15 protein-coding genes are annotated in these 23,014 nt (G+C 71.5%); 4 read left to right on the top strand and 11 right to left on the bottom strand.

The window, feature by feature from the left end:
- Positions 1-72 precede the first annotated feature (72 nt).
- Positions 73-5,067: an NAD-glutamate dehydrogenase gene (locus tag ACWC97_RS20675; protein ID WP_450650769.1), complete on the bottom strand. Its 4,995-nt coding sequence runs from the start codon at positions 5,065-5,067 to the stop codon at positions 73-75.
- Between the two features lie 421 nt (positions 5,068-5,488).
- On the opposite strand from ACWC97_RS20675, the gene ACWC97_RS20670 reads away from it, so the two are divergent.
- On the top strand, positions 5,489-6,058 hold the full coding sequence (locus tag ACWC97_RS20670; RefSeq protein ID WP_352273643.1) for a DJ-1/PfpI family protein: 570 nt from the start codon (positions 5,489-5,491) through the stop codon (positions 6,056-6,058).
- 37 nt (positions 6,059-6,095) lie between these two features.
- On the opposite strand, the gene ACWC97_RS20665 is transcribed toward ACWC97_RS20670, so the two are convergent.
- Both ACWC97_RS20665 and ACWC97_RS20660 read right to left on the bottom strand, forming a co-directional pair.
- The gene (locus tag ACWC97_RS20665; RefSeq protein WP_352273642.1) at positions 6,096-6,767 is read right to left on the bottom strand and encodes an HAD family hydrolase; all 672 of its coding nucleotides are present in this window, start codon (positions 6,765-6,767) and stop codon (positions 6,096-6,098) included.
- Between the two features lie 177 nt (positions 6,768-6,944).
- Positions 6,945-7,451 (bottom strand): DUF6912 family protein, encoded by a 507-nt coding sequence (locus ACWC97_RS20660; protein ID WP_385209653.1) that lies wholly within the window; start codon positions 7,449-7,451, stop codon positions 6,945-6,947.
- Positions 7,452-7,739: 288 nt separating this feature from the next.
- On the opposite strand from ACWC97_RS20660, the gene ACWC97_RS20655 reads away from it, so the two are divergent.
- Positions 7,740-8,168 carry an Rv3235 family protein gene (locus tag ACWC97_RS20655; RefSeq protein WP_352273640.1) on the top strand — a complete coding sequence of 143 codons (429 nt, stop codon included), beginning with the start codon at positions 7,740-7,742 and terminating at the stop codon, positions 8,166-8,168.
- A 506-nt stretch (positions 8,169-8,674) separates the two neighbouring features.
- Here ACWC97_RS20655 and secA read toward each other — a convergent pair.
- On the bottom strand, positions 8,675-11,488 hold the full coding sequence (gene secA, locus ACWC97_RS20650; RefSeq protein ID WP_352273639.1) for a preprotein translocase subunit SecA: 2,814 nt from the start codon (positions 11,486-11,488) through the stop codon (positions 8,675-8,677).
- Between the two features lie 283 nt (positions 11,489-11,771).
- Between secA and ACWC97_RS20645 the strand changes: the two genes are divergently transcribed.
- On the top strand, positions 11,772-12,947 hold the full coding sequence (locus ACWC97_RS20645) for a winged helix-turn-helix domain-containing protein (protein ID WP_450650767.1): 1,176 nt from the start codon (positions 11,772-11,774) through the stop codon (positions 12,945-12,947).
- 28 nt (positions 12,948-12,975) lie between these two features.
- Here ACWC97_RS20645 and ACWC97_RS20640 read toward each other — a convergent pair whose 3' ends face one another.
- From ACWC97_RS20640 to mtnA, 7 genes are all read right to left on the bottom strand, one after another.
- Positions 12,976-13,719, bottom strand: coding sequence for a response regulator transcription factor (locus tag ACWC97_RS20640; protein ID WP_352273637.1), 744 nt, complete (start codon positions 13,717-13,719; stop codon positions 12,976-12,978).
- A 186-nt stretch (positions 13,720-13,905) separates the two neighbouring features.
- Positions 13,906-14,595, bottom strand: coding sequence for a ribosome hibernation-promoting factor, HPF/YfiA family (gene hpf / locus ACWC97_RS20635; RefSeq protein WP_352273636.1), 690 nt, complete (start codon positions 14,593-14,595; stop codon positions 13,906-13,908).
- Between the two features lie 321 nt (positions 14,596-14,916).
- A complete protein-coding gene (locus tag ACWC97_RS20630; RefSeq protein ID WP_352273635.1) occupies positions 14,917-15,669 on the bottom strand; it encodes a ComF family protein in 753 nt (250 codons plus the stop codon).
- Positions 15,670-15,773: 104 nt separating this feature from the next.
- On the bottom strand, positions 15,774-17,543 hold the full coding sequence (locus ACWC97_RS20625; protein ID WP_450651059.1) for an LpqB family beta-propeller domain-containing protein: 1,770 nt from the start codon (positions 17,541-17,543) through the stop codon (positions 15,774-15,776).
- 85 nt (positions 17,544-17,628) lie between these two features.
- Positions 17,629-19,650 (bottom strand): MtrAB system histidine kinase MtrB, encoded by a 2,022-nt coding sequence (mtrB, locus tag ACWC97_RS20620; protein ID WP_352273634.1) that lies wholly within the window; start codon positions 19,648-19,650, stop codon positions 17,629-17,631.
- A 1-nt stretch (position 19,651) separates the two neighbouring features.
- Entirely contained in the window at positions 19,652-20,341 is a 690-nt protein-coding gene (gene mtrA, locus ACWC97_RS20615) for a two-component system response regulator MtrA (protein ID WP_007448372.1), read from the bottom strand.
- Between the two features lie 4 nt (positions 20,342-20,345).
- Positions 20,346-21,494 carry an S-methyl-5-thioribose-1-phosphate isomerase gene (mtnA, locus tag ACWC97_RS20610; protein ID WP_450650764.1) on the bottom strand — a complete coding sequence of 383 codons (1,149 nt, stop codon included), beginning with the start codon at positions 21,492-21,494 and terminating at the stop codon, positions 20,346-20,348.
- Between the two features lie 142 nt (positions 21,495-21,636).
- On the opposite strand from mtnA, the gene ACWC97_RS20605 reads away from it, so the two are divergent.
- Positions 21,637-22,827, top strand: coding sequence for a hypothetical protein (locus ACWC97_RS20605; RefSeq protein ID WP_450650762.1), 1,191 nt, complete (start codon positions 21,637-21,639; stop codon positions 22,825-22,827).
- Positions 22,828-23,014 lie beyond the last annotated feature (187 nt).

The following is a 23,014-nucleotide window of genomic DNA, read 5'->3' as shown; positions in this document are numbered from 1 at the left end:
TTCGCGCCGGCCCCGCCCGGGAACGCCGGAGGGGCGGCCACCGGAGACCGGTGACCGCCCCTCCGCACGGGATCAGGCGTGCGTACGGAGCAGCGTGCGCATCGTCCGCATCGCGACCGACAGGTTCGCCAGGTCGAACGCGTCCGAGCTGCGGATCTCCTCCAGGGTGGAGCGCGACCGGGTCAGGATCGCCGCGTTCTTCTCCTCCCAGTCCTCGAACCGCTCCTCGGGCGTCGAGGTGCCGTTGCCGACCGACAGCACGTCCGCGGTGAGCGCGGCGTGCGCGGCGTACAGGTCCTCGCGGATGGAGGCGCGGGCCATGGACTGCCAGCGGTCGGACCGCGGCAGCTCGATGATCCGGTCCATCAGCTGGGTGATGCCCAGCCGGTCCGCGAGGTCGTAGTACACCTCGGCGACGGCCAGCGGGTCCTTCCCCGTGCGGTCCGCGATCGCCACGACGTCCAGCGCCGGGAAGGCGGAGGAGAATCCGGCGACCCGCTGGGCCAGCTCGTCCGGGACGCCCGCCTCGCCGAGCTCGTCCAGGATCGACTGGTACCAGTCCAGGTCGGCGCCCTTCAGCATCTTGGGCAGCTCGCCCCAGACCTGTTCGACGCCCGCCCGGAAGAAGTCGACCGTCTCGGCGATCTCCAGCGGCTGCGGCCGGTTGCCGAGCAGCCAGCGCGTACCGCGCTCGACGAGCCGGCGGGAGTGCAGCCGGATGCGGGTCTGGACGTCGGCGGCGACCTTGTTGTCGAGCGCCTCGACGGCGTCCCAGACCCGGCCGAGGCCGAAGATCTCGCGGGCCGCGAACTGCGCCCGGACGATCTCCTCGATCGAGGCGCCGGTCTCCTCCCGCAGCCGGTGCAGGAAGGTCGAACCGCCGCTGTTCACCGTGTCGTTGACCAGGACGGTGGTGATGATCTCGCGGCGCAGCGCGTGCCCGTCGACCGCCTCGGGGAACTGCTCGCGCAGTTGTGCCGGGAAGTAGGCGTGCAGCAGCTGCTGGAGGCGCGGGTCGTCCGGCAGGCTGGTCCGGATCAGGTCGCGGGCCACGGTGATCTTCGTGTAGGCGAGGAGCACGGCCAGCTCGGGCTGGCTGAGCCCCTTGCCGCCGTTGAGCAGCTCGCGGATCTGCCGGTCGTTGGGCAGGAACTCCAGGCCGCGGTCGAGGTCGCCGTCCCGGCCCAGGCGGCGCATGAAGCGCTGGTGGGCGTGGAGCAGCGAGGAGGACTCGAAGGTGCCGTTGGCGAGCGCCACGTTCTGCGCGTAGTTGTTGCGCAGCACCAGGCGGCCGATCTCGTCGGTCATGTCGGCGAGCAGCTTGTTGCGCTGCTTGACGGTCATGTCGCCGTCCCGGACCAGGCCGTTGAGCAGGATCTTGATGTTCACCTCGTGGTCGGAGGTGTCCACGCCGGCGCTGTTGTCGATCGCGTCGGTGTTGATCCGGCCGCCGCCGCGGGCGAACTCGATCCGGCCGAGCTGGGTGGCGCCGAGGTTGCCGCCCTCGCCGACGACCTTGGCCCGCAGGTCCTCGCCGTTGACGCGGATCGCGTCGTTGCCCTTGTCGCCGACGTCGGCGTTCGACTCGGCGGAGGACTTGATGTACGTACCGATGCCGCCGTTCCACAGCAGGTCCACGGGGGCCTTGAGGATGGTCTGCATCAGGTCGGCGGGGGTCATCTTGGTGACTCCCGGCTCGATGCCGAGCGCCTCGCGGATGTGCGCGTTGACCGGGATCGACTTGGCGGTACGCGGGTGGATGCCGCCGCCCGCGGAGAGCAGGTCCTTGTCGTAGTCGGCCCAGGAGCTGCGGGGAAGCTCGAAGAGGCGGCGCCGCTCGGCGTAGGAGGTGGCGGCGTCCGGGGTGGGGTCGAGGAAGATGTGCCGGTGGTCGAAGGCGGCGACCAGGCGGATGTGCTCGGAGAGCAGCATGCCGTTGCCGAACACGTCACCGGACATGTCGCCGACGCCGACGACGGTGAAGTCCTCGGTCTGGGTGTCGTGTCCCAGCTCGCGGAAGTGCCGCTTGACGGACTCCCAGGCGCCCCGGGCGGTGATGCCCATGCCCTTGTGGTCGTAGCCGGCGGAGCCGCCGGAGGCGAAGGCGTCGCCGAGCCAGAAGCCGTAGCCGACGGCGACCTCGTTGGCGATGTCGGAGAACTTCGCGGTGCCCTTGTCGGCTGCGACGACCAGGTAGGTGTCGTCCTCGTCGTGCCGGACGACGTCCTTGGGCGGGACGACCTCGCCGGCCACCATGTTGTCGGTGATGTCGAGGAGCGCCGAGATGAAGGTGCGGTACGAGGCGATGCCCTCGGCCATCCAGGCGTCGCGGTCGACGGCCGGGTCCGGGAGCTGCTTGGCGACGAAGCCGCCCTTGGCGCCGACCGGCACGATGACGGTGTTCTTCACCATCTGCGCCTTGACCAGGCCGAGGATCTCGGTACGGAAGTCCTCGCGCCGGTCGGACCAGCGCAGACCGCCTCGGGCGACCTTGCCGAAGCGCAGGTGGACGCCCTCGACGCGCGGCGAGTAGACCCAGATCTCGAAGGCCGGGCGGGGCGCCGGGAGGTCCGGGATGGACTGCGGGTCGAACTTCATCGAGACGTAGCCGTGCGGCGTGCCGTCCTCGCCCAGCTGGAAGAAGTTGGTGCGCAGGGTGGCCTTGATGACGGTGAGGAAGGAGCGCAGGATGCGGTCCTCGTCGAGCGAGGCGACCTGGTCCAGCGCGCCGTCCAGCTCCTCCAGGAGGCCGTCGGTCAGCTCGGTGCCGGCGCTCTGCCGCTCCGGGGACATCCGGGCCTCGAAGAGCGAGACCAGCAGCCGGGTGGTGTGCACGTTGTTGCGGAGCGTGCTCTCCATGTAGTCCTGGCTGAACGTGGAGCCGGCCTGGCGCAGGTACTTCGCGTAGGCGCGCAGCACCATCGCCTGGCGCCAGGTCAGCCCGGCGCCGAGCACCAGCGTGTTGAAGCCGTCGTTCTCGGCCTCGCCGGTCCATACGGCGGCAAAGGCGTCCTGGAAGCGGTCGCGGGCGTCGTCGGCGAGGTAGCTGCCGTTGCCGACGGCCTGCGGCATCCGCAGCCCGAAGTCGTAGATCCAGGCGTGCGTGCGGTCCGCGCAGCGCAGCTCGTACGGGCGCTCGTCGACGACCTCGACGCCGAGCCGCTGGAGGGCCGGGAGCACGGCGGAGAGGGAGACCTGCTCGCCGGTCCGGTAGATCTTGAAGCGGCGCTCGCCGGGGCCCGCGCCGACCGGCTCGTACAGGCTGAGGGCGAAGTCCTTCCCGTCCTTCTTGAGCGCTTCGAGGTGGACCAGGTCGGCGACGGCGGCACGCGGGGAGTGGTCGGCCTTGTAGCCCTCGGAGAAGGAGTGGCCGTACTGGCGGAGCAGCTCGGCGGCGCGCTCCTCGCCGCACTCGGCGCCCAGCGCCTCCTGGAAGCCGTCGGCCCAGGAGCGGGCGGCCTCGACGAGCCGGGCCTCGATGCGGTCGGCCTCGGCGTCGGTGAGGTCGGGCAGCTCGGTGCCGGGGGCGACCCGGACGACGAAGTGCAGCCGGGAGAGAATCGATTCGGTGTTCCAGGCGGTGAAGTCGACGCTGGTGCCGCCGAGCTCCTCCTTCAGGATGTCGATCAGGCGCAGGCGCACGCCGGTGGTGTACCGGTCGCGCGGCAGGTAGACGATCGCGGAGTAGTAGCGGCCGTACTCGTCCTGGCGCAGGTAGAGCCGCAGCCGGCGGCGCTCCTGGAGGTAGAGCACCGAGGTGACGACGGAGCGCAGCTGGTCGACGGGGGTCTGGAAGAGCTCGTCGCGGGGGTAGGTCTCCAGGATCTGGAGCAGGTCGCGGCCGTCGTGGCTGTTGGGCGAGAAGCCCGCGCCCTCCAGCACCTCGGCGACCTTGCGGCGGATGACGGGCACCCGGCGCACGGACTCGGTGTAGGCGGCGGAGGAGAACAGCCCGAGGAAGCGGCGCTCGCCGATGACGTTGCCCTCGGCGTCGAACTTCTTCACCCCGACGTAGTCGAGGTAGCTGGGGCGGTGGACGGTGGAGCGGCTGTTGGCCTTGGTGAGGACGAGCAGCTTGCGCTCGCGGGCCTTGGCGCGGGCGTCGGCGGGCAGCCGGTCGAAGGAGGGGCTGACCGGGTGGGCCTCGTCGACGCTGTGGTGCGGGTCGGAGCGCAGGATGCCGAGGCCGGTGCCGGGGACGGCGGCCAGCGCGTCGGTGTCCTTCAGCTCGTACTCGCGGTAGCCGAGGAAGGTGAAGTGGTCGGCGGCGAGCCAGCGCAGCAGCTCGCGGGCCTCGTTGACCTCGTCGTCGCCGAGGCCGTCGAGCGGCTCGCCGGGCAGGTCGTCGGCGATGCGCAGCGCGGCCTCGCGCATCTTCTCCCAGTCCTCGACGGTCTCCCGTACGTCGGACAGGACGCGGAGCAGGTCGGCGGCGATCTGCTGGAGGTCGGCGCGGTCGGTCTCGCGGTCGATCTCGACGTGGATCCAGGACTCGACGAGCGCGTCGTGCGGCAGCCGGGCCTTCGCGTCCTTGGCGCCCATACGGCTCGCGGTGACGCCCTCGCCCTCGGTGAGGACCTCGATGAGCTTGCCGGTGACGTCACGGCGGACGACGACCTGCGGGTGGATCACGACGTGGATGCCGCGCCCCTGCCGGGACAGCTCGTTGGTGACGGAGTCGACCAGGAACGGCATGTCGTCGGTGACGACCTCGACGACCGTGTGGCTGCACGTCCAGCCGTTCTCCTCGACCGTCGGGGTGTGGGCCCGGACGTTCGCCGTGCCCTGCGGGCGCGTCTCGGCGAGGCGGTAGTGGGACGAGGCGGCACCGAAGACGTCCACCGGGTCACGGCCCGTGATGTCCTCGGGAGCCGTGTGCAGGTAGTAGCGCTGGAGGTAGGAGAGGAGCACGTCCCGCCCGGGGCGGTCCTGCGCGTCCCCGGTGCCCGCGACACGGACCGGGGAAGTTCCGCCCGGCCCGCCGACACCACCACCCGGACTGTTGTCAGCTACCTTGGCGGCCCGTTCGAGCAGCTCGGCCTTGGCTTCGTCCAGCTTGGTCTGCATGTCCTCTGACTCCTGTCGCGCGCCGTTGCGTGACGTAGGTGAGAAAAGCGACGTACCGCCACGACACGGGGTATCCGTTCGGGATCGACGCTATGTCGCTATGAGAGACGCCCGGGACCATATTGGCCATTTTTGACAGTCGGTCCGTGTGGCGGGAATCAGCGACGGCCCGGGTGCGGTGGCACTCCGGGCGCAGGCCGGGGGCTTCGATGCCCCCGAGGCATATCGCGCTGATCACGGGTCCAGGCTATATCGCCCGCCCCGGTGACCGTCACGAGCCGTTTGTGTAAAAAGATGCGGCGGAACTTTGACACTCTGGACAGCGCGCGGAGGCGCGGTACCGCACTCTGGGTACACGTAGGTACCTCTGCGGGTACGCATGGGTACGCGCACCAGGCCGACGAACCGCGGGAGCCCCGTCATGGCACCGAAGATCCTGATCGTCACCGGCGACGCCGCCGAGTCGCTGGAAGTCCTCTACCCCTACCAGCGGCTGCGCGAGGAGGGGTACGACGTCCACATCGCCGCCCCGGCCCGCAAGACCCTCCGGTTCGTGGTCCACGACTTCGAGCCCGGCTTCGACACGTACACCGAGAAGCCCGGCTACACCTGGCCCGCCGACCTGGCCTTCTCCGAGGTGGACCCCGGGGAGTACGTGGCGCTGGTCGTGCCGGGCGGCCGGGCGCCGGAGTACCTGCGCAACGACGGGGAGCTCCGCAAGATCGTCAAGGCGTTCTTCGACTCGGACCGGCCGGTGGCCCAGATCTGCCACGGCCCGCTGATGACGGCCGCGGTCGGCGCGCTGGCCGGGCGGCGGGTCACCGCCTATCCGGCGCTGGAACCCGACATGCAGACGGCGGGCGCCGCCTTCGAGGACCACGAGGCGGTCGTCGACGGCACGCTGGTCTCCTCCCGGGCCTGGCCGGACCACTCGGCGTGGATGCGCGAGTTCCTGAAGGTGCTGCGCACCAAGGCCCCGGTCACCGACTGAATCCCCCGGCGTCCGGGCGGGGCGGCCCCGCCCGGCCCTACCCGGCCAGCTCCTGGGCGAGCCGCGCGGCCTCGGCCAGACTGTCCACCACCGGCACCCCGGCCGCCTCCAGGCTGGCCCTGCTGTGCGACCCGCCCGTGTACAGGACGGCCCTGGCCCCGACATGGGCGGCGGCCACGGCGTCGTCCACGGCGTCGCCGATGACCACCGTGCGCTCGGGGGATATCCCGTCCAGCGCGGCGATGTGCCGCTCCATGTGGCGGGCCTTGCTGCCGCCGGACGGGCCGGTGCGCCCGTCGACCCGCAGGAAGTGGCTCTCGATGCCGTACCCCCGCACCACGGGAACCAGGTCGTCGTGCGTGTACATGCTCAGGAGGGACTGGCTGCGCCCGGCCAGCCGCCACTGCGCGAGCAGCTCCTCGGCCCCCTCGGTCAGCCCGCAGGCGCCCCGCTGCTCGGTGTAGTACCGGTGGAAGATCACGTCCATCCGCTCCCACTCGGCGTCCGTGGGCATCCGGCCCATCAGCCGCTCGTAGAAGCGCGGAATCGGTATGCAGTACATCTCGCGGTACTGCTCCAGCGTGATCGGCTCCAGCCCGACCTCACCGAACGCGGCGTTCGTCGCACCGACGACCGCGACGTTGTCGTCGAACAGCGTGCCGTTCCAGTCCCAGACCAGATGCGTGCGGTGATTCCCGTGCGTCCCCATGGGGAGAAAAATACCCGTCGGGTACGACATCCGTTCGAGGGTCGGCCGAACCACCGCCCCACGGGCGTGCGACGGGGACGGGTCCGGGGCATCGGGCCGCGCCCGGGGCGGTCCCGCCGCTCCTCGGGCACTCCGGAGCCGCCGGACCCGTCGGCCCGGCCGGACCCGCCCGGATGCTCAGCCGATCAGGTTCGGGATCTCCTGGATGCCGAACCACAGCAGTTCGTGGTCCTCGGCGCCGTCCACGACGAACTGCGCGTCGTCGTCCCCGAGGTCCGCCGCGCCGAGCGCCGCGGCCGCCGCCGTGACGTCCTTCGTCGCGTCGTCCGCGTCGACGTGCACCGCGGCGGCCCGGGCGAGCGCCACGGGCGCGGCGATCCGCACCTCGCCGAGCGAGGACGGGTCGAAGGCGTGGTCCGGGTCGGCGACGGCCGAGCCGTCCGGCACCTCGACGGCCACGACGACGCGCCTGCGGACCGCGTCCGGGTGCTGCGCGATCATGCGCAGCGAGGCGGAGGCGGCCCGGTTGAGCGCCGCGTATTCCAGTTCCTCGATGTCGTCCGAGACGTACCACTCGCGCAGTGCGGGGGTCACCGCGTAGGCGGTGAGCGGGCCGGGGCCGATCTCGCCCGCCCCGTGCGCCGCTGCGAGACCGGACAGGGTCAGGGGGACGTACACGCGCATGGCCGGGCCGCTTTCGTAGTCGGAAACGCCCTCAGGATACGTGCGACGTCCCCCTTCGGAGTCACCCGCACCACGGTCGCCCCGTCCACCCAGCGACCGCCCCTCACCCTTCCCGCACCCGCCCCGCGCTCCGCCCGGCCCGAGCGCATCACCCGGATAGGTGATCCCTCCCGGGCGGCCCCGGTACGCCGACGCGGCTTGTGACCGGCCCGCCGTCGCCATACAAGGTCCCCAGCAGAAGTTACCGCCCGGTATCCATCCGGGCTCCGAAGCACGGGGGCGATCATCATGAGCACGAACAGGACCCGGCCCGGCGGCCGCCACGACCAGCGCAGGCCCGTCGTACCGCCGCAGCGGACCCGGCCGACCCGGCGTTTACGCCCGCACGACTGGTTCGCCGAGCGCCTTCTCGCGGTCCTCAGCGGCCGGCGCCCGGTGCACTGGATGCTCGGGCACACCATCGGCGAGGCGTACGACCAGCTGGCCGAGCTGGCCCCGCACACCCCGCTCCGCGCCCGCGGGGCGCGCCCCGTCGTCCGCATGTGCCACGGCGCCCAGCCGGCCCCCGGGGTGGTGGAGGCGTGCGCCAGCATCGCCGCGGGCGAGCAGGTACGGGCCATGGCCTTCCGCCTGGAGCAGGGCAGCGATCTCCGCTGGCGCTGCGCGGCGGTGGAACTGGGCGGCGAACGCCTCCCGGCCCCCGCACCACCCCGCTGACCGCCCGCCGGGGTTGTACGGCCGTCTCCGGGCCCAGGGAGGCGTACGCGGGGCCTGAGCGGCTCTCTCCCGGGGTTCAGACCCCGGGAGAGGCAAGGGAGGCCACCATGGAACCCCGCCTCCGGCCCGGGGCCCAGATGACCCGCCCCGGGCCCGGGTGCATCGCCGTACCTCAAGAGCCGACCGAAGGGCGCTCGGTCCCTCAGACCCGGCGCCCGGCTCCCGCAGGTCCCGCGCTCGGTCTCCCGGGTGCCGCACCCGGGTTCTCAGGCCCCGCGCCCACCCCCGGGCCCCGCCCTGAGGGCCCCGGAGGCCCCAGCGACCGGGACACCCGTCCGGGCCCACCCCGGGCCCCCGGTCCCGCCGGGGCGGAGTCCCTTCCGGCTCCGCCCCGGAACGCGACGAAGCCGGGGCCGGACGCGTTCCGCACGCGTCCCGCCCCGGCCCCGATCCGGTCGCCCGCCACCACCGCCTCCTCGGCGCGGGGCGGGCGACCGTTCACCGCATCACTTCTTGCGGCGCCGTCCGCCGCTCTTCTGCGCCTTGCGCCGCTCCGCCCGGGTCAGTCCGTCGGACTCGGACCCGGCCGCACCGCCGCCGCTGGAGAAGTCGCCCTCGACGACCCCGCCCTCCCCGTCCACCGTGGGGGCGGAGAAGTGCAGCCGGTCGGGGCGCTGCGGGGCGTCGAGCCCCTTGGCGCGGATCTCCGGACGCGCCGCCGGAACGGCGTCCTCCTTGGCCAGCGAGGTCGGCTCGGCCGCGTCCTCCACCGGCACCTCCTCGACCTGCTGCTCGACCTGGACCTCCAGGTTGAACAGGTAGCCGACGGACTCCTCCTTGATGCCCTCCATCATGGCGTTGAACATGTCGAAGCCCTCGCGCTGGTACTCGACCAGCGGGTCCTTCTGCGCCATGGCACGGAGGCCGATGCCCTCCTGGAGGTAGTCCATCTCGTAGAGGTGCTCGCGCCACTTGCGGTCCAGGACGGAGAGCACCACGCGCCGCTCCAGCTCGCGCATGATCTCCGAGCCGAGCTGCTTCTCCCGGGCGTCGTACTGCTCGTGGATGTCGTCCTTGACGGACTCACCGATGAACTCGGCCGTGATCCCGGCACGGTCACCGGCCGCGTCCTCCAGCTCCTCGACGGTGACCTTCACCGGGTAGAGCTGCTTGAACGCGCCCCACAGCCGGTCGAGGTCCCACTCCTCCGCGAAGCCCTCGGCGGTCTCCTGACGGATGTAGTCGTCGATCGTGTCGTCCATGAAGTGGCGGATCTGGTCCTGCAGATCCTCGCCCTCCAGGACCCGGCGGCGCTCCCCGTAGATGACCTCGCGCTGGCGGTTGAGCACCTCGTCGTACTTCAGGACGTTCTTACGCGTCTCGAAGTTCTGCTGCTCGACCTGCGACTGCGCCGAGGCGATCGCCCGGGTCACCATCTTGTTCTCGATCGGCACGTCGTCGGGCACATTGGCCATCGACATGACGCGCTCGACCATCTGGGCCTTGAAGAGCCGCATCAGGTCGTCGCCGAGCGACAGGTAGAAGCGGGACTCGCCCGGGTCGCCCTGGCGGCCGGAACGACCGCGCAGCTGGTTGTCGATCCGGCGGGACTCGTGGCGCTCGGTGCCCAGGACGTACAGGCCGCCGAGCGCCTTGACCTCCTCGAACTCCGCCTTCACGGCCTGCTCGGCCTTCTCCAGCGCGGCGGGCAGCGCCGCCGCCCACTCCTCGACGTGCTCGACCGGGTCGAGACCGCGCTGGCGCAGCTCCGCCTCGGCGAGGTCGTCGGGGTTGCCGCCGAGCTTGATGTCGGTGCCTCGGCCGGCCATGTTCGTCGCGACCGTGACCGCGCCCTTGCGGCCGGCCTGGGCGACGATGGTCGCCTCGCGGTCGTGCTGCTTGGCGTTGAGGACCTCGTGCTGGACGCCGCGCTTGGAGAGCTGCTGCGAGAGGTACTCGGACTTCTCGACCGAGGTGGTGCCGACCAGGATCGGCTGGCCCTTCTCGTGCTTCTCGGCGATGTCGTCGACGACGGCGGCGAACTTCGCGACCTCGGTGCGGTAGATCAGGTCCGACTGGTCGGCGCGGACCAGCGGCCGGTTGGTCGGGATCGGCACCACGCCGAGCTTGTAGATCTGGTGGAACTCGGCGGCCTCGGTCATCGCCGTACCGGTCATGCCGGAGAGCTTGTCGTAGAGGCGGAAGAAGTTCTGCAGGGTGATCGTGGCGAGCGTCTGGTTCTCGTCCTTGATGTCCACCCCTTCCTTCGCCTCGATCGCCTGGTGCATGCCCTCGTTGTAGCGGCGGCCGGCGAGGATACGGCCGGTGTGCTCGTCGACGATCATGACTTCGCCGTCGATGACGACGTAGTCCTTGTCCTTCTTGAAGAGTTCCTTGGCCTTGATGGCGTTGTTGAGGTACCCGACGAGCGGGGTGTTCACCGACTCGTAGAGGTTCTCGATGCCGAGCCAGTCCTCGACCTTGGAGACACCGGGCTCGTGGATGGCGACGGTGCGCTTCTTCTCGTCGACCTCGTAGTCGCCGGTCTCCTCGATGCCCTTGAGCGGGTTGCCGGCCTCGCCCTTGGTCAGCCGCGTGACGAGCTTGGCGAAGTCGCCGTACCACTTGGTCGCCTGGTCGGCCGGGCCGGAGATGATCAGCGGCGTACGGGCCTCGTCGACGAGGATGGAGTCGACCTCGTCGACCACCGCGAAGTTGTGGCCCCGCTGGACGAGTTCGTCCGCGGACCACGCCATGTTGTCGCGGAGGTAGTCGAAGCCGAACTCGTTGTTCGTGCCGTACGTGATGTCGCAGGCGTACTGCTCGCGGCGCTGGGCCGGGGTCATGTTGGCGAGGATGCAGCCGACCGTCAGGCCGAGGAACTTGTGGACCCGGCCCGTCAGCTCCGAGTCGCGTTCGGCCAGGTAGTCGTTGACCGTGATCAGGTGCACGCCCTTGCCGGAGAGCGCGTTGAGGTACGCCGGCAGGGTGCCGACCAGGGTCTTGCCCTCGCCGGTCTTCATCTCGGCCACGTAGCCGAGGTGGAGGGCGGCACCACCCATCATCTGTACGTCGTAGTGGCGCTGTCCGAGGACCCGCTTGGCCGCCTCACGGACGGTCGCGAACGCCTCGGGAAGCAGGTCGTCCAGGCTCTCGCCGTCCGCGTACCGTTCCTTGTACTCGTCGGTGAGCGCCCGCAGCTCGGCGTCGGAGAGGTTGACGAAGTCCTCTTCGATGGAGCTGACCTGGTCCGCGATGCGGTGCAGTTTGCGCAGGATCTTGCCTTCGCCTGCACGCATGAGCTTGTTGAAGACGGACACTGAGGCTGGTCTCCTTGCCGGTCGGGCCTGGCACTGGGTCGTTGGATGGACTCTGGCGCGGGCACGGCAGGTGGACCCCACCGCAACGGCCATCGTAAGCGAGGACCCCGCCGCGCCGGGAGGGCCGCCGCCGCGTTGGCCCCGCCGTCCCCCCCGGATCAACGGCCGGGACGCTCCGAAGGTGCCGGGAAGTCCCGAAAAGTGTTCGCCCCGCCGCATCGCCGTCCGGCGGGCTCCACCGCCTCCGGGACGGTTGTCAGTGGCTGCCTCTAGGGTGCGGGGCATGACGTCCGTGCCGCCGCCCGCCCTTGAACTCTCCGCCGACCAGGCCCGCCGGATCGCCCTGCGCGCCCAGGGCTTCCTCGGCGCCCCGGACCGCCGCTCCGGGGTCCCGGGCGTGCTGCGGCACCTCGGTGCCGTGCAGCTCGACACGATCTCGGTGCTCGCCCGGTCGCACGAGCTGATCCCGTACGCACGCCTCGGCGCGGTCGGCCGGCGCACCGTGGAGGAGGCGTACTGGTCGGGCGGGCGGGCCTTCGAGTACTGGTCGCACGCGGCGTGCGTACTGCCGGTCGAGGAGTGGCCGCATTTCGCCTTCCGCCGCCGCGCCTACCGCGCCCGCCCGCACTGGGGCCACGAGCTGCCCGACGGCGCGTACGGCAAGGTGATCGAGCAACTGCGCGCCGAGGGGCCGCTGACGGCGACGGAGCTGGGCGGCGCGAAGAACGGCGGGGAGTGGTGGGACTGGTCGGCGTCGAAGGTCGCCGTCGAGCGCGCCCTGATGTACGGCGAGGTGGTGTGCACCGAGCGCCGCGGCTGGAAGCGGGTGTACGACCTCGCCGAGCGCGCCCTGCCCGACGCCGTGCTGCACGACGATCTGGACGACGCGGAGTGCCTGCGGCGGCTGGTCGCGCTCGCCGGGCAGTCCCTGGGCGTCGGCACCCGGGCGGACATCGCGGACTACCACCGGCTGAAGGCCGAGCAGTTCGACGCGGTGGTGGCCGACTCCGGGCTGGTGCCGGTGACGGTCCAGGGCTGGGCGAAGCCCGCCTGGGCGGACCCCGCGGCGCTGGCCTCGGAGCCGCGCGGGCGGCACCGTACGACCCTGCTGTCGCCGTTCGACTCGCTGGTCTGGGAGCGGGCACGCACCGAGCGGATCTTCGGCTTCACCCACCGGCTGGAGGCCTACGTCCCCAAGCAGAAGCGGGTCCACGGATACTTCGCGATGCCCCTGCTGGCGGGCGGGAAGCTGCTCGGCCGGGTCGACCCGGCGCGCGAGGGCACCACCCTGGTCGCCCGGCAGGTGTCGCTGGCCGGCCGCAAGGCCGTGGCGCCGATGGCCGAGGCGCTGGTGGAGGCCGCCTCCTGGGTCGGCTGCACCGGCGTCCGGCTGGAGCGGGTCGACGCGCCGGAGCTGCGCGGCCCGCTCGACCAGGAGATCGCCCGCGCCCTGGCCTGACCGGCCGCTCCCCGCCGCCGGGCGGGGTTCACCTGATTTCCAGGATCTTCTCCCTCATGGCGTAGACCACCGCCTCCATCCTGGAGTGCAGCTGCAACTTCTCCAGAATGTTGCGGACGTGATTCTTCACGGTGTTCTCGGAGATGAACAGTTCCTTCGCGATATCGCGATTGTTCATGCCCGTGGCGACGAGCTTGAGGACTTCGAGTTCCCGGTCGGTGAGGCGCGGCGCGGGAACCAGTCTGCGTTCGTCGGTCCGCTGGATCATCGATTTGAACTCGGTGAGCAGTTTGGACGCCATGGAGGGGCTGATCTGGGACTGCCCGTCGGCGACCGCGCGAATGGCCGTGGCCACCTCGTCCGTGGAGATCTCCTTGAGGAGATATCCGGTGGCCCCGGCCTTGATGGCGTCGTAGAGATCGGCCTCCTCATCGCTGATCGTCAACATGATGATCTTCGCGCTGGGAGCCACCTCCTTGATGGCCGTACAGGCTTCGATGCCGCCGCGCTTGGGCATCCGCACGTCCATCAGCACGATGTCGGGGAGCAGGTCGGCGGCCTGGTCGACCGCCTCCGAACCGTCCCCCGCCTCACCGACGACCTGGATGTCCTCCTCCTGGGCGAGAACGATCTCCAGCCCTCTGCGGAAGAGCGCGTGGTCGTCCACCACGAGAACTCTGATCGGCTCCCTGCGGAAACCGCCGTTCGCGCCGGCACCGGCGATCTCGTCGGCGTCATTCGCGTCACGCACGGGCCCGAAGGTGTCCGCCATCGTTCCTCCCCCTGAAGGCCATGGCCTGAAGTCCACACACTGTCCGCCAACGTCAGTTCACAGAACCCCGGTTGGCCTGGGGCGCCATGATTCCATGCCTGGACGCCGGAACGGTGTTCCCGTGGTCGCACGCGGATGCCCCCGGGGGCGCACAGGCACACCAGGGGCACCCGCGGAATGACGATGTCAGCCGCCGAGCGCGCCGCCCGCGCCGCCCGCCTCGTCGGCGGCCAGCGGGTCGGTCCTCAGGTGGATGACGCCGTAGTCGTAGGCATGCCGCCGGTAGACGACACTGGGTTCCTTGCTCTCGGAGTCGACGAACAGATAGAAGTCGTGCCCGACCAACTCCATCTCGTAGAGCGCCTGATCGAGCGACATCGGCGCGGCGACGTGCGTCTTCTCGCGCATCACCAACGGACCCTCGCCCTGGACCTCCAGCGAGCCGATCCTGGTGGTGGGCACGGAATCGGCCGCCTCGTCGGAGACCAGCTCGCCGTCACCGTTGAACGACGCCGCCCCCGGCACGATCTCGGCGACCTCGGCAGCGGGAATCCGGCCACTCCCCCGGCGGCTGTAGCGCTTGTCGTGCTGCTTGCGCAGCCGCGCCTCCAGCTTGCCGGTGGCCAGGTCCAGCGCCGCGTACGGGTCACCCGCGGCCGCCTCCGCCCGAATGACCGGGCCGCGCGAGCGGAGCGTGATCTCCACCCGGTCGGAACGGTCGGCCTGACGGGGATTCGGCTCCTTGGACACCTCGACGTCGAGGCTGATCACCTTGCCGTCGAACTTCTGGATCTTGTCCAGCTTCAGTTTCTCGGCCACGTGCTTGCGGAACCGCTCGGGCACCTCGGTCTTGCGGCCCTTGACGACGATGTCCACGCAGAACTCCGTTCCCGGATCGCTCCGCTCAGCGGCGGAGCATCTCCCTCTTGCACCAAGCTCCGGTGATGACCGGAGCCACGGACTCGGTGACCTCCACCTCCTCCTCCCCCATCGGCGGAGCCTCGGCCCCACCGAATTCCAGCGTCTGGACTACCGGTGTGTCGCCTGCCCGAAACCTGGCGGTGCATTCAGCGAGGTTTGGCGTTCACCATTCCTCACAACCGAACATAGCCTGCCTGGCCGGATATCGGCACCCGCTACTCGCACGTACCTCCGATCGGGCTGTTTTTCCTACTCATTACCTGCAACGCAGGGAGTTCACCGAGAGTTCCGGTTTATTTCGAAGGACGCGGGAGATACTGCGACAACGGCCGCCTGCCCGACGCCGCCCCGAGCGGATCCGGTGTGCCCGTGCGCCGTCCGTACGCCCTGCGCCTCCCTGAGCGCCCGTGCCGATTCGGCCAGCGACGCCCCGGTCGTCAGAACGTCGTCCACCAGAACCACCCGGCCCGCCGCGAGCAGCCGCTCGCCCCCGGCCACGACCTCCAGCGCCCCGGCCAGATTCGCGTGCCGGCTCCGGGCGTCCAGCCCCGCCTGGTCGGCCACCGCCCGCCGCTGCCGCAGTACGGGCACCGCCTGGGCCGGGAGTCCGCCGCGCCGCAACTCCCGCGCCGCCGCCCGCGCGATCCGCCGCATCGGATCGTGGCCCCGAGCCGCCACCGCGCGCCGCGCCGACGGCACCGGCACCAGGAGCAGCGGACCGCCCGCCGCCTCCGCGGACACCGCCCCGGCGCGCACCGCACCCGCCAGCGCCGTACCGAGCGGACCGGCCAACCCCAGCTCACCGCGCTCCTTGTGCCCCAACAGCAACTCCCGCACCGCGTCCTCGTACGCCGCGGCCGCATGGACCACCGGTAGTCCGGGCGGCTCCGGGGCGGGCCTCACCCGGCGCGGAGCCCCGCCGTACAGCTCCGCGCGGCACTCCGGGCACAGCTCCACGCGCGGCTCGCCGCAACCGCCGCAGGACACCGGCAGCACCAGACCGGAGATCTCCCGCCACCACCCCCGCATGAACCCACTGTGCGCCTCCCGCGGCGAACCGGCCACCCCTGTGGAAAACGGGGAACGGACGCGGTGGCGCCCCGGGACCACCTTCAGCCCGGGTGGACCAGGCCTCAGCCCGGGTAGACCAGCGAGAAGCCGCCCTTGACCACGGTCTGCCAGTTGTCACCGGGCGACAGCTTGACGATCCCGTCACCGGATGTGGCCGCCATCAGCGGAAGCTGTTCGTCGTCCGCCGCCGCCACCGACAGCGCCTGGTTCACCCCCGGCAGCACCCCCGACGCCGACGTCGAGCCGTCCACCTGCACGTAGCGCACCTGCTGCACGCCGTCCTGCTCCTTGCCGACCACCACCAGCCGGCTCCGGCCCGACCAGGACATCGCCGTCACGTCCGTGAGCTGGGGCGCCGCCTGGCGCAGGTCCACCACCGAGATCTTCTGCGCCGAAGCCGGTCCGCGCCGCTCGATCCGGCCGATCTTCAGCGTGTTGCGCTTGTCCTCGTTCACCAGCAGCGCGACCCGCACCCCGTCGGCGGACATCCGTACCGCCTCTATCCGGCCGGTGCCCAGCTCGGGCACCTCGACCTCCTGCGGCTCACCGGTCCCTCCGGGCAGCCGCAGCAGCCTCGGGTTGCCGGGGTCCCGGTCGGCCACCCACAGATCACCGCGGGCGTCCCAGCTCGGGGCCGAGAGCCGGTCCTTGGCCCTGCGGGCGTGGCTGATCACCGACGCCTCGGGGAGGCCGTCGTCGGAGACGATGGACGACACGTAGAGAGACGTTCCGTCGTGCGAGACCGCCGCCGCGGACTGCTCGTCCCGGGCCACGCCGACCGCGCTCATCCGCACCGGCCCGTCACCGAACGGGCCGGACACCGGTTCCGGTGCCCCGCTGCCCCTGGTGCTGCCGGGTATTCGCTCCACGTGCCCCTTCTCGTCGACGAAGTACTGGCTGTCCGGCCCGCTCGACGATCCGTCGGGGGCGAACTCCTCGGCCTGGTCGGTACCGAGCACGCAGAGCGGGGAGCCGTCGGAGCGCTGGAGCTCGACCTGCTCGACCCGGGCGGACGTCAGGTCCTTCAGCGTGTAGAGGACCTGCGAGGCCATCATGCGGCAGGAGCGCTGCCCGACGCCGTCCGCCTTCTTGTCGAGCGGCACCTTCAGCACGTTGCGGTCGTCGGGCGACAGCGACGTCACACCCTTCCGCAACGCCGTACCGGCCGGGAACCGGGAGGTCACCGCGGGCCGCAGCCAGTCGGTCGGCCCGGCGAGCAGGCTGCGGACGGACTGCGTCACGGTGTCCATCCCGGTGACCGGGTCCACCCGGCTGCGGAGGTACACGGGATCGGCGACCAGCGTCGGCTGCCCCTCGGGCTGCCCCGCCGCGAAGTAGTACTTGTTCACCGACCGGTACAGGCGCCGGAAGTCCGACTGCCCGAGCAGCAGGCCGTCCGGCACGTGGTCGATCCGCCACTCCTTGCCGTCCGGCCCGGCCTCCTTGACCAGGTGCAGCGTCTGTTCGTACTCGGTGGGCGCCAGCGGCTGGTAGGCGTTCTGGTCGTCGACCGTCGCCACCTTCTCGCCGGTCAGCGTGTAGGCGATCTCGGTGACGTTGCGGGCGCCGTCGCGCAGCGGACGGTCCTTCCTGGTCGGTGCCTTGGTGAGCACCGTGGTGAGGGCGTTCGGCCGCCAGGAGGCCGCGGCCTCCTTCGTCAGGTACTGGCGGGTCGTCCGGAAGCGCGGGTCGTCGCTGGTCATGGACTCCAGGAAGCCGTCGACGATCTCGTTGGGCATGGCGTTGGCACGCGGGGCGACGGCGTACACCTGCACCTGGGAGTCGCCGGGCTGGGAGGCGTCGACCGCCTTCACGTCCCCGGTGACCGGCATCGAGCCGCAGGCGGACAGCAGCACCGCACCGCACCCGATCAGGGCGGACAGCCCCAGCACCCGCCCCCGGCCGCCCTCGCGAAGGTCAGCGCCCACGATTCGTCCCTCCCCGCTCCGGATCCCGCTCCACCGTGTCCGACTCGTCGCCCGGTCGGTCCTCCGCGGGCCGTGCGACGACCCGGGCCCCGCTCCCGGGCAGGGCCGCCGGATGCACCGAGGCGGGCGCCGTCCGGGGCGGCACGGGGGCGCGGGGCGGCACGGGCAGGGCGGACCTGTCCTGGCCGCCGGGCTGGCTCGGCACCGACGCCAGCCGGTGCTCGCTCCCGGTCCTCGGCAGGGCGGGCCGCTCGCGGCGCTCCCGGTTGCCCCGCGAGTCCTCGGGCTCCAGCGGTATCGGCGAACCGCGCAGCGGCTCGTCCGCGGTACGCGGCAGGGTCAGGCGGAACTGCGAACCGCCGCCGGGCTCGCCCCAGGCCTGCAGCCACCCGCCGTGCAGCCGGGCGTCCTCCACCGCGATGGAGAGCCCGAGGCCGGTGCCCCCGGTCGTCCGGGCGCGGGCCGGGTCCGCCCGCCAGAAGCGGTTGAACACCCGCGTGGCCTCGCCCGGCTTGAGCCCCACGCCGTAGTCCCGGACGGCCACGGCGACCGCGCCGCCGGCCGCCCCCATCCGCACCACGACATCGCGGCCCTCGCCGTGCTCGACCGCGTTGACCACGAGGTTGCGCAGGACGCGCTCGACGCGCCGGGCGTCGGCCTCGGCTATCACCGGCTGCTCGTCGCCGACCACCCGGATCCGGGTGCCCTTGCGCTCGGCCAGCGGCTCGGCCCCGCCGATGACCCGCCGTACGACCTGCCGCAGATCTATCGGCTCCGCCTCCAGCGCCGCGGCGCCCGCGTCGAACCGGCTGATCTCCAGCAGGTCGGCGAGGAGCGACTCGAACCGGTCCAGCTGGTCCCCGAGCAGCTCGGCGGAGCGCGCCGTCACGGGGTCGAAGTCGCCGCGCGCCTCGTGGATGACGTCGGCGGCCATCCGTACGGTCGTCAGCGGCGTCCGCAGCTCGTGCGAGACGTCGGAGACGAAACGCCGCTGCATCCGGGAGAGCTCCTCCAGCTGCTGGATCTTCAGCTGGAGGTTCTGCGCCATCTTGTTGAACGCCTCGCCGAGGCGGGCGATGTCGTCCTCGCCGGTGACCTTCATCCGCTCCTGGAGCCGGCCGGCGGAGAGCCGCTCGGCGATGCCCGCCGCCATCCGCACGGGCGTGACGACCTGCCGCACCACGAACCAGGCGATGGCCCCGAGCAGCACGACCAGGAAGAGCCCCGCCGTCGCCAGCGTGGTCCTGACCAGCGTCAGCGACTTCTCCTCCTGCGTCAGCGGGAAGAGGTAGTAGAGCTGGTACGGGTTGTGGTCGATGTCGTAGAGCCGCTTGCCGACCACCAGTCCGGGCTGAGGCGGCTGCCCGTTGGCGTACTGGATCTCGGAGTACGTCTGGTACGCCCCCGGCCCCTTGTTCACCGCGTCCCGCAGGCTCTGCGGGATGCTCACCGCCTCCACGCTGCCCGAGCCGCGCGGTGCGCGCGTGCCCTCGTCGGCGCTGAGCGCCACCACGTTGAAGGCGTTCTTCCCGCCACTGGCGAGCTGGTCGACCAGCTCGGTACGCCAGGAGTTGTTGGCGGTGGCGCCGTCCGCCGGGTCACCGCGCTGCCCGCCGGGGGTGAGCGGGGCGTTCGCCTTCTCCTGGGCGGCGGCGAAACCGCCCGCCGCCTGGGTCTGGGCGGCCTTGCCCTTGGCGTCGAGCAGGCCGTTGCGCACCTGCCCGATCACGACCAGCCCGAGGAGCAGCACCACCCCGAGCGACATGAGCAGCGTGCCCGCGACGACCCGGAGCTGGAGGTTGCGCCGCCAGAGCCGTACGGCGGGCAGCAGCGGCCGCCGCACCCAGCGCATCAGCAGGCGCGGCACGGGGCCGCCGGGCGCCCGGTCGTGGAACAACCGGCCGCCCTGCAGAAGGCGCCCGATCCTGGGCGCCCTGTCTCCTGGGCCGGCAGCCCGCTCCGCACGGGCTCCCGGCTCCCCGGGCTGCGGAGCAGCGCTACTCGGGGGCATGTCAGCTCGGTCCGGCCTTGTAACCGACGCCTCGGACGGTCACCACGATCTCCGGACGCTCCGGGTCCTTCTCGACCTTGGAGCGCAGCCGCTGGACATGCACGTTCACCAGCCGGGTGTCGGCAGCATGCCGATAACCCCACACCTGTTCGAGCAGTACCTCCCGGGTGAACACCTGCCACGGCTTACGGGCGAGCGCGACCAGGAGGTCGAACTCCAGCGGGGTGAGGGCGATCGACTGCCCCTCCCGCTTCACCGAGTGCCCGGCCACGTCGATGACCAGGTCGCCGATGGTCAGCTGCTCGGGCGCCGGCTCCTCGGACCTGCGCAGGCGGGCCCGGATACGGGCCACCAGTTCCTTCGGCTTGAACGGCTTGACGATGTAGTCGTCGGCCCCGGATTCCAGGCCCACCACCACATCGACCGTGTCGCTCTTGGCGGTGAGCATGACGATCGGCACACCCGACTCGGCCCTGATCAGCCTGCAGACCTCGATTCCGTCCCTTCCGGGCAGCATGAGATCCAGCAGGACCAGGTCCGGCTTGGCCTCACGAAATGCAGCTAGTGCCTTGTCGCCGTCCGCAACGAACGACGGCTCGAACCCTTCACCACGCAGCACAATCCCGAGCATCTCGGCCAGTGCGGTGTCGTCGTCGACGACAAGGACGCGTCCCTTCATAATCGACATCATCCCATTAGCTAATCGTTACCTGCGATGACCTGGCACACAGTGCTGCCAGTCCGGCCCCCGTGACCGGTGAAACCGCCCCTTCCTCCGTGACGATCGCCGTGACCAGCTCCGGCGGTGTGACGTCGAACGCGGGGTTGTACGCGGCCGTGCCTTCCGGCGCCACGGGCAGTCCCCCGCCTTCCTGACCCACCGCCCCGGCCCCCGGCGACATGAACTCCGTCACCTCGGCGGCCGGTCGCTGTTCCACAACGATCGACGCCCCGTCCAAAGTGCCCGGGTCCACGGTCGTGGTCGGCGCGACCACGATGAACGGTACGTGGTGGTACTTCGCGAGCACCGCCAGCGGGTAGCTCCCCACCTTGTTCGCCACCGATCCGTCGGCGGCGATGCGGTCCGCCCCGATGAGCACGGCATCCACCTCCCCCGCCGCGAACAGCGAGCCGGCCGCGTTGTCCGTGAGCAGGCTGTACGGCATCCCGTTGCGCGTCGCCTCGTACGCCGTCAGCCGGGCGCCCTGGAGCAGTGGACGGGTCTCGTCCACCCACAGCCGTCGCAGCCGCCCCTCCCGGTGCGCCCCGAGCGCCACGGCGAAGGCGGTGCCCTCGCCGCCGGAGACGAGCGCCCCCGTGTTGCAGTGGGTCAGCAGCCGGTGGCCGTCCCCATCGGGCAGCAGCTCCTCCAGCAGGGCGAGGCCGTGGCGCGCCATCCGCCCGCTGGCCTCGGCGTCCTCCCTGTGCAGGGCCCTGGCCTCGGCCAGCACCGCCGCCGCTGCCGGCCCCGCGTCCGCCCCCTTCCCGACGGCCTCCTGGTACGCCCGTACGGCGCGCCGTACCCCGTACCCCAGGTTCACCGCGGTGGGCCGCGCCCGGTCCAGCAGCTCCGCGGCCATCGCCACGTCGTCGCCCCGGGCCGCGGCGAGGGCCACCCCGTAGGCCCCGGCGATGCCCAGCAGCGGGGCGCCCCGCACCGCCAACGTCCGGATCGCGCGGACGAGGGCGGGCACATCAGCACACACCAGTTCGACCTCCTCGGCGGGCAGCCGCGTCTGGTCGAGGAGTACCACCGCAGGCCCCTCCGGAGGTTCGGCCCAGCGGAGCACGGAAAGCGCGGGAGGTACTCCACCCGCCGACGGTCGCACGTTCTGATCAGCCATCCGCCCAGTCTGCCCGCTGAGCCGCCCGCATCTGAAGGAATGGAGAGACAAACAAGCGCCCCGACCTCGCCGAAACCCCGCATGACACCATGGCTGCCACCTTGCCGCCCCGATCTACGGGCGGGACCGTGAAGGAGCGAGCATGAACGACACTCCGGGCCGGGCCTCGCCCGGATCCGCCCCCTCCGAGGGCCAGGGCGCCGACGTCCCCCGCCCCTCGGAACCCGTCGACGGCAACGTCCCGACAGGCAACGGGCCCTCCGCGCAGCCACCCGCCGGACAGTGGTTCCCCCCGACCGCGCCCCCGCCTCCCGTGGGTTGGGGCGGCCGGCAGGGACCTGGCTGGGGGCAACCGCCCGCCGCTGCCAAACCGGGCACGATCCCGCTGCGCCCGCTCGGCGTCGGTGAGATCCTCGGCGGGGCGTTCGCCGCGATGCGTACGCGGTGGCGCACCGTTGTCGGCATCGGCCTCACGGTGGCCGTGCCCGCCCAGGTCGCGACGATCCTGGTCGAACGCTTCCTGCTGCCGGCCCCCGAGCCGATCGACCCGGACGCCTCCGGGATGGAGATCCTGCGGCAGGCCGCCGACTCCGCCCAGGCGCAGGCCTTCGGCTACCTGCCGTCCCTGGCCATCAGCCTGGTCGCCGTCCTGATCAGCACCGCCATGCTGGCCGTGGTGGTCAGCCGCTCGGTCCTGGGCCGTCCCGTGACGCTCTCCGAAGCGTGGGCCGAGGCACGGGGCAGGCTTCCCCGGCTGCTGGGTCTGGCCCTGCTGCTGCTCCTGCTCAGCACCGCCGCTCTGGCCGTGGGTCTACTGCCGGGCCTGCTCGTCGGGAACGCCGCCGGTGCGGGGCTGGCGCTCCTCGGCGTCCTGGCCGGGTACGCCGCCTCCATCTGGCTGCTGGTCCGCTTCTCGCTCGCCTTCCCGGCCCTGATGCTGGAGCGGCAGTCGATCGCCGCCGCGATGCGCCGGTCCGCGAAGCTCGTCAAGGACGCCTGGTGGCGGACGTTCGGCGCCCTGGCGCTGACCGTGCTGGTGACGCTCCTCGTGGCCCTGGTCGTGGCTCTGTTCATCAGCGTTCCGCTCGGTGTCATCACCGTCATCTCGGAGGGCGGCGCCACCGACCCCGCCCTCACGAGCGGCGCCTCGGACCTCGGCTGGCCCTTCCTGATCGTCTCCGGCATCGGCGGCGTGATCATCTCGACGGTCACATACGCCCTCCTCGCCGGCGTCGTGGTCCTGCTCTACGTCGATCAGCGCATCCGCCGCGAAGCGCTCGACCTCGAACTCGGCCGGGCCGCGGGCCTCCCCGGATACGGCACCGACGACTGATCGCCGGCCGATTCCCTTCGTCCGCTGCCGCTGGGAACAGCGGCAGCGGACGAAGGCTCCGTGAACCATCCACCCCGGAGGGAAAATGGGGATAAACGCAGAAAAGCCCCGTGTCCACAAAGGACACGGGGCTTTCCCGTAAAAGAAGTTCGGCGGCGTCCTACTCTCCCACAGGGTCCCCCCTGCA

The sequence above is a fragment of the Streptomyces sp. NPDC001108 genome (assembly GCF_053598535.1).
Note: the sequence above shows the minus strand (reverse complement) of the source record. Positions and strands in the feature narration are given on the sequence as shown.